The organism is Streptomyces sp. NPDC107522, assembly GCF_055657525.1.
The window spans coordinates 560430-574830 of sequence record NZ_JBVKAU010000003.1; the positions used below are offsets into that span (position 1 = coordinate 560430).

The window sequence follows — 14401 nt, forward strand, 5'->3', positions numbered from 1 at the left end:
TTACGGCTTGGGCAGCACGCAGCCGCTCGCGCTCAGGTCGAGCTTGTTGTCGACGCCGAAGCAGGCGGGGATCTGGTAGGTCTCCTGGGCGTAGTTGATGCCCTGGCGGACGGTGACGCTGCCGCTCTCGTCCACCTCGCACGGGTTGTTGACCGTGCAGCGCTCGCCGTCCTCGTTGCCGGTGTTGTTGACGGCGACGACCTGCTTGGTGGCCTGGTCGATGACGGGGGAGCCGGAGGTGCCGCCGATGGTGTTGCAGGCGGAGGTGTAGCGGACCGAGTCCTTGAAGGTCCAGTCGCCTTCCTTGAGGCGGTACACGAACCCGTCGATGTTGCAGTTGTACAGCCGCTTCCAGTAGCCGGAGGCGACGGTGATGGCGGTACCGGCGACCGGGTGGGTGTCGGCCACGGTGAGCGCGCTGATGCCGTACCTGCTCTTGATCTGCGCGTAGGTGCTGGTGAGCTGATAGATCGACACATCCGTGTCGGTCATCGTCCCGTAGGCGATCTTGCTGGCCCGCAGCGTGCCGACCCGGGAGCCGGACGAGTTGAGCAGTCCGAAGGTGCGGCTGGAGGCCCGGTCGACGACGACCTGACCGGGGCCCGGCATGCCGGTCTCCAGGCAGTGGCCGTTGGACATCACCAGCGCCGGGTCGTTGTCCTCCGTGTCCGGGAAGCGGACGACGGAGCCGGAACAGTTGCTGAGAGAGACGGTTCCCGCGAAGTCGACGGCCTGAACCGTGGGGTTCAGGGTCCGGCTCAGGCTCTCCGTGGTGGACGTGACGGCGTCACGCACGGTCGACAGAGCCGTCTCCGTGTCCACGCTGTCCACGCTCTTGCCGAACGAGCCGGTCGTGTCCACGGGAGCCGCGATCGCGGGAGCGGCACCGGCCCCGGCTATCGCCAGGGCGAGGAGGGCGGCGCCGAGAGGTTTTCTCATGTGGGGGTCCCCTCATACGAAGAGGGGTGACCGAAGAATTTCCGGTCACCCGCGTTTTTGTCATGCGCATTCTCACGCACGAGGGGGGTGCGGACAAGGACTTGATTACCGACGAGTTCAGGCCGTAGGGCTTTCCCTATCACGGGGGGACGGGGGCGTTGGGAGAGCGGCGCAGGACGTTCACGAGAGGGGGGTGAGATCACCACAGTCGCGCACCTGAGGCTCACGCAGCTTGGGAGACCTGAACTCACAGCTGCCCGGCGCGGGGCCCCGATTGACCAGCCCTAGCATGGCCTCGTGGCCCGGCCTTGGACGATGCGCAAGATGGCGGATGAGTTTGCCGAGTTGCTCGGAATGGCTCCTGCCGGTGTGGAGGATGGCGCCCTCACGTTCGCGCGGGGAGACCTGCACTCCACACTCTCGATCTGGAAGAACCGCTACAACCGGGCAGCCTTCGGCTGGATGGTCGTCACCTACGACACAGCCCTCCGTGAGCAGATGAAGAGCTTCGGCGGAATGAGCGTCCGGATCGACCACCCCACCCCATCCGGCGAGACGAATCCGACCAACATCCCCCAGGGCGCCTGCTACCCCTGGCCGACGAGCGGGACTCCCCCGGCGAGGGAAGTCACCGCCGCTGTCGCTCAGTACGGGCGCCCCTCCTTGCACTTCGTCCGCGACCGTCCCGACCTGGGCCTTCTCTTGCTGGCAAATGCCCACGTTCACCGCGGCAGCGTCTGGTGCTTCGCACCGACCGACAACGAGCCGGCCCGGCTTGCCCAGGCGATCCTGCTGGCCTGGCACTCCGGGGATCAAGAGCTGGAACAGGCGGCCGTGGCGAAGCTGCGGGAGAGAGGTGAGGAGCCGGTGGCTCCCTGGCCCGACTACCTCTTCCGGCAAGCCGTCGCGGACTGGGCCAAGCAGTACTCCAAGGCCACCGGGATCGACCTCAGCGACTTGGCCCAGCTCAAGCGGAAACGCCCTCGGTATCCAGGCGGGTGACCACAGCGAAGGGTTCGCCCCGCAGGTTGCGAGGACCGACCTCGGCCGGGCGGTCGCCCAGCGCTTCACGTCGCGAGCGCTATCCCCGCCCGTCCGTCCTTCAACCCGGCTTCCTGGTGTTGCCCTGGCCCTGTCCCCGCCCCGGCTTGTCCGCTGCCGTCGGGGTCGCGGTGACCGTCGGGGCCGAGGGGGCCTCGCTCGTGGTGGAGGGGGCGGTCGAGGGCTCGTCGGTCCTGTCCTCGGACTCGGCGTCGTCCGCCGCGGACGCGCTCGCCGAGGCGGCCGGGGAAACGCTGCCCGACGGATCGGCGTCGTCGGACCGGCGGGCGCCGGCCGACGCACCCACGGAGGGCTCCTGCGGCACCACCGAGTCGCCGGACGTGGTGCTCGTCCGGTCACTCTTGGTCTTCGCACCGCCCTCCGAGGAGGACCCGGACAGGGAGAACCCGGCGATCAGCGCGGCCAGCGACAGCACCCCCACCGCACCGGCGGCCACTGCGACGCGCCGCGAACGCCAGACGCCGGGCTGATGCCGGCCTCGGTGGCTGCGGCGGCCGCGTCCCGCGTCATAGTCGTCATAGTCGTCGCCGTAGTCGTAGCCCGTCTCGTAGACGTAGTCGTAGCCCTCCCCGGCACCGGAGGCGCCACCGACACCACGGCCCCCATGGGCATCCTCCACCCCGTCGACCACCGGAGGCAGCTGGGTCGTCTCGTCGTACGCGTTGCCTGCCCAGCCGTGGGCCGCCGCCGGGTCGGCGTACGCCTCGTACGCCGGGGGCGGCTCCGTGTGCGGGTGGTACACGTTCGGCGACGCCTCGGGCGCGGCGGCCGGCTGGATCCCCCCATGCGTGTCGTGCGCACCGGGCGTACCGTGCGCGGTATTCGCCCCGTACGTTCCGTTTTCGTGCTCCGGCGGCCTGGACATGACCGCGCATTGTAGAGACGGGAGTGGCTCGTGGGACAGCTACCGGCGATAACAGCACAAACCACCGCGTCTCACGTGTCGGAAAACACGGCCCAAGGGGCGTTACCGGGCCGTAAGCTCCTTGACATGCAGGTGATCCAGTCGACCAAGCTCGCCAACGTCTGTTACGAGATCCGGGGCCCGGTGCTCGAGGAGGCGATGCGGCTCGAGTCGGCGGGGCATCGGATCCTCAAGCTGAACACCGGCAATCCGGCCGCGTTCGGCTTCGAGTGCCCGCCCGAGATCCTGGAGGACATCCTCCGGAACGTGTCCACGGCGCACGGGTACGGCGACGCGAAGGGGCTGCTCGCGGCGCGCCGCGCTGTCGTCATGCACAACCAGACCCTCGGCATCGAGACGGACGTCGAGCACGTCTTCATCGGCAACGGCGTCTCCGAGCTCATCGTCATGGCGATGCAGGGGCTGCTCGACGACGGCGACGAGGTGCTGGTCCCGGCGCCCGACTATCCCCTGTGGACCGCCGCCGTGTCCCTGTCCGGCGGCACCGCCGTGCACTACAGGTGCGACGAGCAGTCCGACTGGATGCCCGACCTCGCCGACATCGAGCGCAAGGTCACCGACCGCACCAAGGCCATCGTCATCATCAACCCCAACAACCCCACGGGGGCCGTGTACGACGAGGCCATGCTCCGCGGGCTGACGGACATCGCCCGGCGGCACAACCTCCTGGTCTGCTCCGACGAGATCTACGACAAGATCCTGTACGACGGCGCCACGCACACCCCGACCGCCGCCATCGCCCCCGACCTGCTCACCCTCACCTTCAACGGCATGTCGAAGGCGTACCGCGTCGCCGGGTACCGGGTGGGCTGGATGTCGATCTCGGGCCCGCGCGCCCACGCCGACTCCTACATCGAGGGCCTCACGATCCTCGCGAACATGCGACTGTGCGCGAACATGCCCGGTCAGCACGGGGTCGTGGCCGCGCTCAGCGGGCGGCAGTCCATCAACGACCTCGTGCTGCCCGGGGGGCGGCTGAGGGAACAGATGGACGTCGCGTACGAGCTGCTGACGCAGATCCCCGGCGTGACCTGCGTACGGCCGAAGGGGGCGCTGTATCTCTTCCCGCGCCTCGATCCCAAGGTCTTCAAGATCAAGGACGACCGGCAGATGGTCCTGGACCTGCTGCGGCGCGAGAAGATCATGGTCGTCCAGGGCTCGGGCTTCAACTGGCCGGAGTCGGACCACTTCCGGGTGGTGACCCTGCCGACGGTCACGGACCTGCGGGACGCGGTGGGGCGGATCGGGCGGTTCCTGGACGGATACAGCCAGCCGTAGATCTTTTTCGTTCGCTCAACTTTAGACGGAATCTAAGCTAGGATGGTTTCCTGACAGCACAGGAGGCCATCCATGTACGAACCGATCCGCACCAAGTCGGTCCACAGCACGATGGCCGGCACGACCTCCGACTTTCCGCACCGGACGCGCGAGGAGGAGCTGGACATCCAGCTGGGGGGCCATCTCGCGGCACTGCTCGCCGTCACCGATGAGCTGCGGGGGGCTGCGCCGTCCGAGGACCTGGACCTCGCGGCCGAGCGGCTCGCCGCCCAGGTGACCCGGCTGCGGGGTGGACGCAAGCCGGTCCGGACGTCCACGACCGGCGACTCGAAGCTTGCGGCACTGCATCGTCGCGCCCATGCCCTTGCCGGGCGGGCGCTGGTCGTCGCCGCGTCTCGTGCGGACACGGCTGCCGCGATCCTTGCCGCCGAGCGCATGGACGCGCATGCCGCTGCGCTGGCCGAGCCGCAGGAACTGACCGGCGTCGGCTGACCCTCCCCTGAACGGCCCCGGTCCGCGTGCACCCGCAGCGACGCGCGGACCGGGTGCCATAGCACTGCGTTGGCTTTGGCCGGTGTTCGCCCTTTCGCCGTAGGGGTTCCTGTCGTGCGGCGGCTGCGGGTTGTTCGTGGTTGATCGCGCAGTTCCCCGCGCCCCTGAGGGGGCGCTCCCATTGCCCCGTGTCGTAACGGGACCGGTACGACACCTCCCGTTCACTCCCCCCGACGGGGAATGTTGGGTTCCGCGAGCACTCTCCCCGTGTGAGACGTATCGCAGGGATCGTCCTCGCGGTGCTGCTGATCGGTGGCGTGGTGGTTGCCGTCGTCGCGGGCCGTGGTAATGAGGACAAGGGCACGGCAACGAAGACCGTGCGCACGGTGATCGGATCGGAGAAGGCGGAGTTCTTCGCCGATCCCGACGTGGTGAAGGCCCTGGCCGCCAAGGGCTACACCGTGAAGGCCGAGACCTCCGGGTCGTGGGCCATGGAGGGGCTCGACCTCAAGGGGTACGACCTCGCGCTGCCGTCGAGTCAGGCGCCGGCCGTCGAGCTGGCCACGAAGTACAAGGTGACGGGGACGCTGCCCCGCCCCTTCTACTCGCCTCTCGTCGTCGTGGCGCACAAGAACGCCGCCGAGGTGCTCGCGGCGAACGGGCTCGCCACGCTGGACGAGGCCCACCGGGGCACGCTGAAGATGACCGCCTATCTGGACGCCGCCCGCGCCGACCGCACCTGGCAGCAGCTCAAGGGGGCCGCGCGATACGGGGAGTTGACGGGCACGGTCTATCTGTCCAGCACCGACCCCGAGACCTCCAACTCCGGCGCCCTCTACCTCGCGGCCGCCTCCTACGTCGCCAACGGCGGCAAGGTCGTCGCCACCGCCGCCGAGGTCGATCGCACCGCGCCGCTGCTGCACAAGCTGGTCAGCGTGCAGGGCGCCCAGCAGTCCGGCAGCGACGCCGCCTTCCGGGACTTCGTCAGCGGTGCCGGCAATCCGCTCGTCGTGGTCTACGAGTCGCAGGTCGCCTCGCTGCTGGCGGACGGGGAGAAGCCCGACGACCTGGTCGTGCTCTACCCGGACACCACGGTCAACAGCGACCACACCGTCGTACCGCTGACCGAGCACGGCAAGGCGGTCGCCGAACTCCTCTCCTCTGACCCGAAGTTGCGCGAGCTGGAGGCCCGGCACGGGTTCCGCCCGCAGGGTGAGGCCACCGAGTTCGCCTCCGGCGCCACCTATCTCAAGCAGGAACTGACCGGCGTCCGCCAGGCGCCCGTGCCCACCGCCAAGGTGCTGCACGAGCTGGCGCGACGGGCGCGCGGATAAGGGGGAACGGCACCATGAGCAGTAAAGACGACAGCTTCGTCCTCACTCCGCCCGAGCCCGTGGCCTCCGTGCCGCGGGAGAAGGCCGGCGGACTCGTCCCGGTGGACGACACCGTCCGTACGGACATGGCCAAGAAGGCCTCCGCCTACGTCGAGGGACTCGCCGCCCTCGACGCCCGCTCCCCCGAGTTCGCCGGCAAGGTCGGTGAGATCACCGCCCTCGGCGCCGGGGAGATGCGGACGGCGGCCGCGCAGTCCAACCGGATGCTGGAGCGGACCGTCCGGAGCCTGCCGGACCAGGGCGGGGACGCCCAGTCGCAGGTCGCGGGCTCGCTCGTGGAACTGCGGCGGGTGGTCGAGGACCTGGATCCGCGGGACCTGCCCGCCGCCAAGGGGCGCAAGTTCCTGTCCAGGCTTCCCGGTGGCAACAAGTTGCGCGATCACGTCGCCAAGTACGCCTCCGCGCAGGGGACCCTCAACAAGATCGTGGGGTCGCTGCGGGGCGGGCAGGACGAGCTGCGGCGGGACAACGCCGCTCTGCAGACCGAGCGGGTGCGGCTGTGGGAGACCATGGGCAAGCTCCAGGAGTACGTCGTGCTGACGGAGGCCCTGGACACCGCCGTCGAGCAGCACATCACCCAGATCGCGGATCCTCAGCAGGCCGACCATCTCCGGGCCGACGTCCTCTTCCCCGTCCGGCAGAAGCACCAGGACCTGCTCACCCAGCTCGCGGTGTGCGCGCAGGGCTACCTCGCCATGGACGTCGTACGGCGCAACAACGAGGAGCTGATCAAGGGCGTCGACCGCGCCGCGACCACGACCGTCTCCGCCCTGCGCATCTCCGTCATGCTGGCGTCCGCGCTCGACAACCAGAAGAAGGTCGTCGAGCAGGTCAACGCCCTGCGCGGGACGACCGAGGACCTCATCCGGGGCAACGCCGAGATGCTCGCCACGCAGAGCGGCGAGATCCAGCGCATCGCCGCCGACCCGGCGGTGGGGGCGGAGACCCTGCGAAGCGCCTTCCAGCAGATCTACCGCACCCTCGACGCCATCGACACCTACAAGGTCCAGGCGACCGAGGTGATGGCGACGACCGTGGAGAACCTGACCGCCGAACTGCAGGACGCGAGCGCCTACTTGGAGCGCAGCCGGGCGCAGGGCGCGCTGGAGGGGGGCGGGCTCGGATGAGACACCCTCAAGGCCGACGGCTTCTCGCCTCCGCGCTCGCCGCGCTGGCCCTGCTGACCGCCTGCACCTCGCAGCAGAAGGACGACGACCCCAACGCGCCACAACCCGGCACCCTCCGCGTCCTCGCCTCCAGCGAGCTCGGCGACATGACCCCGGTCCTCGACCGCATCGCCGGCGACACCGGCATCAAGGTCCGGCCCACCTACATGGGCACCCTGGACGCCGTGGAGCTGCTGGCGAAGGGCAAGGCGGACGGGCGGTACGACGCGCTGTGGCTGTCCTCCAACGACTATCTGCGGCTGCGCCCCGATACGGCGAAGAAGGTCGTGTCGGAGACGCCGGTCATGTCGAGCCCGGTCGCCATCGGAGTCAGGAGCACGGCCCTCGGCAAGCTGGGCTGGAAGCCCGAGGACGTCACCTGGTCGCAGATCGAGCAGGCCGTCCAGGACGGCAGCCTCACCTACGGCATGACCGACCCGGCCCGCTCCAACTCCGGCTTCGCCACCCTCGTCTCCGTCGCCTCGGCCCTGTCCGGCGCCCAGTCCGCGCTCACGGACGCCGACGTCACCAAGGCCACTCCCCGCCTCAAGGAGTTCTTCCAGGGGCAGAAGCTGACCTCGGGCTCGTCGGGCTGGCTGGCGACGGCGTACAAGCGGCGCGGGAACGTCGACGCCCTGCTCAACTACGAGTCCGTCCTCAAGGGCATCCCGGGCCTGACCGTGATCCGCCCGAAGGACGGCGTCGTCACCGCCGACTACCCGCTCTCCTCCCTCGCGTCGACGAGCGCCGCGACCCGCGAGGACGTCCGCCGCCTCACCGAGGCCCTGCGCACCGAGGACGTCCAGCGGCTGATCACCGAGCGCACCCATCGCCGCCCGGTCGTCGCCTCCGTCCCGCCCGCGCCCGGCCTCGACAGCAGCCGGCGGCGCGAACTGCCCTTCCCCGGCAGCCGTTCCGTCGCCGACGGCCTGCTCGACTCGTACGAGAACGAGCTGCGCCGCCCGTCCAGGACCGTCTACGTCCTCGACACCTCGGGTTCGATGGAGGGCGAGCGCCTGGAGCAGCTGAAGCAGGCGCTCACCGACCTCACCGGCGACTTCCGCGAGCGCGAGGAGGTCACGCTGATGCCGTTCGGGTCGGAGGTGAAGAGCGTACGGACCCATGTCATCGACCCGGCGGATCCGAAGGCCGGTCTCGACGGGATCAGGAAGGACACCAAGGAGCTCGAAGCCGAGGGCGACACCGCGATCTTCACCTCGCTGCAGAAGGCGTACGACCATCTGAGCACCGACAAGGACACGTTCACGTCGATCGTGCTGATGACGGACGGCGAGAACACGGCGGGCGCGGACGCCGGGGAGTTCGACACCTTCTACCGGAACGGTCTGACCCCCGCCGGGAAGGAGATCCCCGTCTTCCCCATCCTCTTCGGCGACTCCGACCGCTCCGAGCTGGAGCACATCGCCGAACTGACCGGCGGCCGCCTCTTCGACGCCCGACACGGCTCGCTGGACGGCGCCTTCGAGGAGATCCGTGGCTACCAGTAGGGCAGTGGCGTACCTGGAGTCCCGCAAGAACCTCGCCGGGAGCGCGTGCGGGCTGGTCGGTCTCGTGCTGACCTTCACGGGGGTGGCGGGGCCGTACTGGCCCGTCGTGGTCGCGGGACTGTACGGCGCGGGCGCGCTGATCGCCCCGCCGGAGCGGCCCGCGCCGCCCGACTTCCCGGACCCTTCGGCCCAGCTCGACGAGTTGCGGGGCGACTTCGAGAAGCTGCGCGGTTATCTGACGGACGTCGAGCTGTCGGTGACGGCCGCAGCGCGGCTGCGGGAACTCACCGAGCTGCTGGCCGCGTTGCTCGACCGCGGCTGGGTCGCCGAACTGCTCGCACACGATCCGGAGGGCGTGCACGTGCTCTCCCGGATCGTGCGGCGCGACCTTCCCGAGGCCGTCGACAGCTTCGTACGGACCCGGTGGTGGACGCGGATGGCGCCGGGCACGGAGTCTCCCGAGCTGCACCTGGAGCGTCAGCTCGGTCTGCTGAAGAAGGACGCCGAGCGGCTGGCGGCGGGCCTGCGCGAGGCGGAGGCCCGCCGCCAGGAGTCCCACACCCGGTACCTGGAGGACCGGGGCGGGACCGGCGGCGGCCTTACCGCCTGACGTACACCGTCGCCTCGGCGGACGACGCGGTGTGCAGGGCGTCGCCCGGCCAGCCGACCGTGTAGGTCGCGTCGCCCCGGGTGCGCGGCAGGTCGTTGATCGTGAAGGTGCCGTCGGCGCCGACGGTCACCGACGACAGCGTGCCGGTGCCGAGCCGGTCGGTCCGGGTGACCTTGAGGACCGCCCGGTCCGGCAGCACCTTGCCCTGCGCGGTGAAGGTGCCGGTGATCTCGACGCCCGTGCTCAGCGAGCCCTCCTCGGGCGCGGTGAGCGCGATCGACGTGGGCGCCTTGCCGACGGACACCGTGGTGGTGATGTCCTCGGCGGGACGGTGGGTCAGGTCGCCGAGGAAGGAGACGGTGTACGTGGCGTCGCCGACGAGGTCGGGCTCGTCGAGGACGGTGAACGTGCCGTCGGCCTTGACGGTGAAGGTGCCCAGGTCGTGGGTGCCGGTGGCGTCGGTGCGGGTCGCCTTGACCTTCAGGGGCTCGGTGGGCGCCGGGCCGTCCTGCTCCAGCCTGCCGCGCACGGCCAGCGGTTCGCCCGCCACGGCCTGGGCGGGGCTGTGCGTGAGGCCGCCGGTGAAGCGGGCGTCGTACTGGACGGCCGGGGGCTGGATGACGTGCAGCCAGAACTGGTTGCCGGCCGCGTTGGTGGTCACCGCGAACAGCCGGGCGCCGTCCGCCGACCACTCCAGGCCGCGCGGGGCGACCCGGTCGCCGTCGAGGCTGCCCTCGAAGGCGAACTCCAGCGGGGTGGTGGCGTCGGCCGGGTCGGCGGGCTGGACCAGCAGGTCGGGCGTGGAGCCGGTGGCCGAGGCGCCGCGCGCGATGTACTTGCCGTCGCCGCCGAAGGCGACCGCGCTGGCGGTGGCATCGGAGGGCAGGGCCTGGTAGCCGGTCCCCGCGTCGGACAGATCGCTGGTGTTCAGCAGACGGGTGCCGTAGGCGGCGTCGGCGACGGCGACCTTGCTGCCGTCCGCGGAGAACGCCATGTCCTTCAGGTTCAGGGCGCCCTTGCCGTCGGCGTCGGCGAACCGCCGGGCCGCGTTGCGGACGAGGGTGCCGCCGCTGGTGTCGTACACCGTGAGGAACGGGTTGGCGGCCTGCGCGTTGAGCGGCTGGCCCATCAGCATCCGGTCGCCCGGACCGGCCTCCAGCTGGAGCTTGCCGTAGTCCTGCCAGTTGGTGCGCGGCGCCGTGTTGCCGGCCGGGACGTAGGAGTCCAGGTAGGTCAGCGTCGTGTCGCACTGCGAGGTGTAGTACGAGTACGGCGTGGTGAAGTACACCGTGCCGCCGGAGAACGCGAGGCTGCGGCCGCAGGTGTCGGTGGAGACGTACAGGCCGTTGGAGGTGTAGGTGCTGGTGTCGTAGCGCCAGATCACCTCGCGTCCGCCGACGTAGAGCGTGGAGCCGTCGGCGTTCAGGGCCAGTCCGGAGATGTGCTGCTGGGTGCTGATCGTGGTGATCCGCTCGCCCTGGAAGTTGTAGACGGCGATGAGGCCGCTGTTGGAGTAGCTGCCCATGTTGCTGTCGGCGACGTAGACCCGCTGGTGCGCGGAGTCCACGGCCATCGCCGAGTACGACGAGATCGGCAGCTTGGCGACCGCGTCGGAGGCCGCCGCGTGCGCCGCGGGTGCGGCGGCGACGGTCAGGCCGGTCCCGGCGAGTGCGGCGGCCAGCAGCGTGGCCGCGAGACGTCTGGGACGGTGTGCGCCATCAAGGCGTGCAGTATTCAACTGTGCCCCCCACAGGCTGAATTGAGCGGTCACTGGGATCAGTGACGCTCCTGTGGAGACCATGTAACAGCCATGTAGATCCCGCGATCAAGGCGGCGCGACCGCACAAGTGAACGAAATGCAGGCGAGGGCCTGTCGCCGCGTGCTTCCGTCGGGGCGGACGGGAGCGCGGCGACAGGCCCAGAGCCCCGCACGCCGTTGTACGGAACCTCGCCGGTCTGTGGTGCGGTCACCGCGGCCGGCCGTGACGATGTTGCTGGTCAGGGCATACTCGGAGCCGGCCGCGGCGTCTTTGGGGGGCTACCGTCAGCCCAGGCGCTTCACCAGCGCTCGGTACTCGTCCCACAGCTCCTTCGGCGTGTGCTCGCCGAAGGTGTTGAGGTGCTCGGGGACGAGCGCGGCCTCCTCGCGCCAGACCTCCTTGTCGACGGTGAGGAGGAAGTCCAGCTGGGAGTCGGACAGTTCGAGGCCCTTGGTGTCGAGGGCGTCCTTGGTCGGCAGGATGCCGATCGGGGTCTCGACGCCCTCGGCCCTGCCCTCCAGGCGCTCCACGATCCACTTCAGGACGCGGGAGTTCTCGCCGAATCCGGGCCAGACGAACTTGCCCTCGTCGTCCTTGCGGAACCAGTTGACGTAGTAGATCTTCGGGAGCTTCGACTGGTCCTTGCCCTTGGCGACGTCGACCCAGTGGCCCATGTAGTCGCCCATGTTGTAGCCGCAGAACGGCAGCATCGCGAACGGGTCGCGGCGCAGTTCGCCGACCTTGCCCTCGGCGGCGGCGGTCTTCTCGGACGCCACGTTGGCACCGAGGAACACGCCGTGGTTCCAGTCGAAGGACTCCGTCACCAGCGGTACGGCGGTGGCGCGGCGGCCACCGAAGAGGATCGCCGAGATCGGCACGCCCCTGGGGTCCTCCCACTCGGGCGCGATGATCGGGCACTGGGCGGCGGGGACGGTGAAGCGGGCGTTGGGGTGGGCGGCGGGCGTCTCGGACTCCGGGGTCCAGGAGTTGCCCTTCCAGTCGGTGAGGTGGGCCGGGGGCTCCTCGGTCATGCCCTCCCACCAGATGTCGTTGTCGTCCGTCAGCGCCACGTTCGTGAAGACGGCGTTGCCCCACAGCGTCTTCATCGCGTTGGCGTTGGTGTGCTCACCCGTGCCGGGCGCGACGCCGAAGAAGCCGGCCTCGGGGTTGATGGCGTACAGGCGGCCGTCCTCGCCGAAGCGCATCCAGGCGATGTCGTCGCCGATCGTCTCGACCGTCCAGCCGGAGATCGTGGGCTCCAGCATGGCGAGGTTCGTCTTTCCGCAGGCGCTCGGGAAGGCTGCGGCGACGTACTTGGACTCGCCCTGCGGCGGGGTGAGCTTGAGGATCAGCATGTGCTCGGCGAGCCAGCCCTCGTCGCGGGCCATGACGGAGGCGATGCGCAGGGCGTAGCACTTCTTGCCGAGCAGGGCGTTGCCGCCGTAGCCGGAGCCGTAGGACCAGATCTCGCGGCTCTCCGGGAAGTGGGAGATGTACTTGGTCTGGTTGCACGGCCAGGGGACGTCCTCCTGGCCCTCCTCCAGCGGGGCGCCCACGGAGTGCACGGCCTTCACGAAGAAGCCGTCCTCCCCGAGCTCGTCGAGGACGGCCTGGCCCATGCGGGTCATGGTGCGCATGGAGACGGCGACGTAGGCGGAGTCGGTGATCTCGACGCCGATCGCGGAGAGTTTCGAGCCGAGCGGGCCCATGCAGAACGGGACGACGTACATGGTCCGGCCGCGCATCGAGCCGCGGAAGACGCCCTTCTCACCGGAGAAGACCTCACGCATCTCGGCGGGGTCCATCCAGTGGTTCGTGGGGCCCGCGTCCTCCTCCTTCTCGGAGCAGATGAAGGTCCGGTCCTCGACGCGGGCGACGTCGGTCGGGTCGGAGGCGGCGTAGTACGAGTTGGGGCGCTTGATCGGGTCGAGCTTCTTGAAGGTGCCCTTCGCGACGAGCTCCTCGCACAGACGCTCGTACTCGGCCTCGGATCCGTCACACCAGACCACGCTGTCCGGCTGCGTCAGTTCGGCGATCTCGTTCACCCACGAGACCAGTTCGCGGTGGTTGGTGGGGACGACGGGGGGAGCCGCGATGTCGCGCGCCACGGTTGCTCCTAAGTGAGGGATTTTGTCCTGAATATGCCCTTGTATGCCCCGTGGGGGCCGCGACCCGGATGCTTCGCGGACTGATCTTCCGCGCTCATCCGGTGCCGACCGCACTCATTTGATCATCCGACGGCTCTGCGCATATGTCCAGAGGGCGTCACAGGTGAGCGGCGTGAGCATCGCCACTCATCCAGATGTTTTCGATGCGTCACCACGGCTTCACCCCGGGTGCGCCCCCACCGAGTACCCCATGAGACGATGGCCACTTCCGGGCGCTCATCTGCTCACCCTGATACGTAACTTACGGTTCCGTAGGTACGATTTCCCCCATGACTTCGCCCGTCCCCGACGCGCCCACGGACACGCCGGCCGCCGGCCGGGGTTCCGGCGCGCCCTCCTTGCCGCATCAGATCGCGCACCACGCCCAGCAGCTGTCCGAGGAGATCAAGCCCAAGCTCCGGGGCTGGCTGCATCTGGGCATGTTCCCGGCCGCGCTCGTCGCGGGCCTGGTGCTCACCGCCCTGGCGGACTCCCCCAGAGGCCGGATCGCCTGCGGGATCTACGCCCTCACGGCCTGCCTGCTGTTCGGCGTGAGCGCGCTGTACCACCGGGGCAACTGGAGCCCGCGCATGGACGGCATCCTGCGCCGCCTGGATCACGCCAACATCTTCCTGATCATCGCGGGCACGTACACCCCGCTGACGATGCTGCTGCTGCCGGGGACCAAGGGGCAGTGGCTGCTGTGGGGCATCTGGGGGGCCGCGGCGGCCGGCATCGTCTTCCGCGTCTTCTGGGTCGGCGCCCCGCGCTGGCTCTACACCCCCTGCTACATCGCGATGGGCTGGGCGGCCGTCTTCTTCCTGCCGGACTTCATGCGCACCGGCGGCATCGCCGTACTGGTCCTGGTGATCGTCGGCGGCGTCCTGTACAGCGCGGGCGGCGTGGTCTACGGCATCAAGCGCCCGAACCCGTCACCGCGCTGGTTCGGCTTCCACGAGGTCTTCCACTCCTTCACGCTGGCGGCCTTCATCGCGCACTACGTCGGGATCTCGCTGGTGGCGTACCAGCACGGGTAGCACCGACCCGCTCCTTCAGGGCCACGGCTTCGCGCCGTGGCCCTTTTCGCATGCCGAAATCGATTGACAGTCTCCCTTTTTTG

General features: G+C 69.5%; 12 protein-coding genes. 8 read left to right on the top strand and 4 right to left on the bottom strand.

Going from position 1 to position 14401, the window contains the following annotated elements:
* Positions 1–939, bottom strand: coding sequence for a S1 family peptidase (locus ACZ7L6_RS12710; RefSeq protein WP_471922866.1), 939 nt, complete (start codon positions 937–939; stop codon positions 1–3).
* A gap of 324 nt (positions 940–1263) precedes the next feature.
* Here ACZ7L6_RS12710 and ACZ7L6_RS12715 point away from each other — a divergent pair, with 324 nt between their 5' ends.
* Positions 1264–1941, top strand: coding sequence for a hypothetical protein (locus tag ACZ7L6_RS12715; RefSeq protein ID WP_471922869.1), 678 nt, complete (start codon positions 1264–1266; stop codon positions 1939–1941).
* Between the two features lie 100 nt (positions 1942–2041).
* Here ACZ7L6_RS12715 and ACZ7L6_RS12720 read toward each other — a convergent pair whose 3' ends face one another.
* A complete protein-coding gene (locus ACZ7L6_RS12720) occupies positions 2042–2866 on the bottom strand; it encodes a hypothetical protein (protein ID WP_471922871.1) in 825 nt (274 codons plus the stop codon).
* 126 nt (positions 2867–2992) lie between these two features.
* Between ACZ7L6_RS12720 and ACZ7L6_RS12725 the strand changes: the two genes are divergently transcribed.
* From ACZ7L6_RS12725 to ACZ7L6_RS12750, 6 genes are all read left to right on the top strand, one after another.
* Complete coding sequence (locus ACZ7L6_RS12725; protein ID WP_471922874.1) at positions 2993–4204, top strand: pyridoxal phosphate-dependent aminotransferase; 1212 nt, start codon at positions 2993–2995, stop codon at positions 4202–4204.
* A gap of 72 nt (positions 4205–4276) precedes the next feature.
* Positions 4277–4696 (top strand): SCO4983 family protein, encoded by a 420-nt coding sequence (locus tag ACZ7L6_RS12730; protein WP_471922877.1) that lies wholly within the window; start codon positions 4277–4279, stop codon positions 4694–4696.
* Between the two features lie 269 nt (positions 4697–4965).
* Positions 4966–6030 (top strand): hypothetical protein, encoded by a 1065-nt coding sequence (locus ACZ7L6_RS12735; protein WP_471922880.1) that lies wholly within the window; start codon positions 4966–4968, stop codon positions 6028–6030.
* A 14-nt stretch (positions 6031–6044) separates the two neighbouring features.
* Complete coding sequence (locus ACZ7L6_RS12740) at positions 6045–7217, top strand: toxic anion resistance protein (RefSeq protein ID WP_471922882.1); 1173 nt, start codon at positions 6045–6047, stop codon at positions 7215–7217.
* On the top strand, positions 7214–8764 hold the full coding sequence (locus tag ACZ7L6_RS12745) for a substrate-binding and vWA domain-containing protein (RefSeq protein WP_471922884.1): 1551 nt from the start codon (positions 7214–7216) through the stop codon (positions 8762–8764). Before ACZ7L6_RS12740 ends, ACZ7L6_RS12745 begins: the two co-directional genes overlap by 4 nt.
* Positions 8751–9374, top strand: a complete 624-nt coding sequence (locus tag ACZ7L6_RS12750) for a hypothetical protein (protein ID WP_471922886.1) — start codon at positions 8751–8753, stop codon at positions 9372–9374. The genes ACZ7L6_RS12745 and ACZ7L6_RS12750 overlap by 14 nt, the downstream gene beginning before the upstream one ends.
* Here ACZ7L6_RS12750 and ACZ7L6_RS12755 read toward each other — a convergent pair.
* On the bottom strand, positions 9364–11112 hold the full coding sequence (locus tag ACZ7L6_RS12755) for an Ig-like domain repeat protein (RefSeq protein WP_471922888.1): 1749 nt from the start codon (positions 11110–11112) through the stop codon (positions 9364–9366). The two genes, ACZ7L6_RS12750 and ACZ7L6_RS12755, sit on opposite strands and share 11 nt — an antisense overlap.
* 306 nt (positions 11113–11418) lie before the next feature.
* Positions 11419–13242 carry a phosphoenolpyruvate carboxykinase (GTP) gene (locus tag ACZ7L6_RS12760; RefSeq protein ID WP_471922890.1) on the bottom strand — a complete coding sequence of 608 codons (1824 nt, stop codon included), beginning with the start codon at positions 13240–13242 and terminating at the stop codon, positions 11419–11421.
* Between the two features lie 329 nt (positions 13243–13571).
* Between ACZ7L6_RS12760 and trhA the strand changes: the two genes are divergently transcribed.
* On the top strand, positions 13572–14318 hold the full coding sequence (gene trhA / locus ACZ7L6_RS12765; RefSeq protein WP_471922893.1) for a PAQR family membrane homeostasis protein TrhA: 747 nt from the start codon (positions 13572–13574) through the stop codon (positions 14316–14318).
* Positions 14319–14401: the final 83 nt, after the last annotated feature.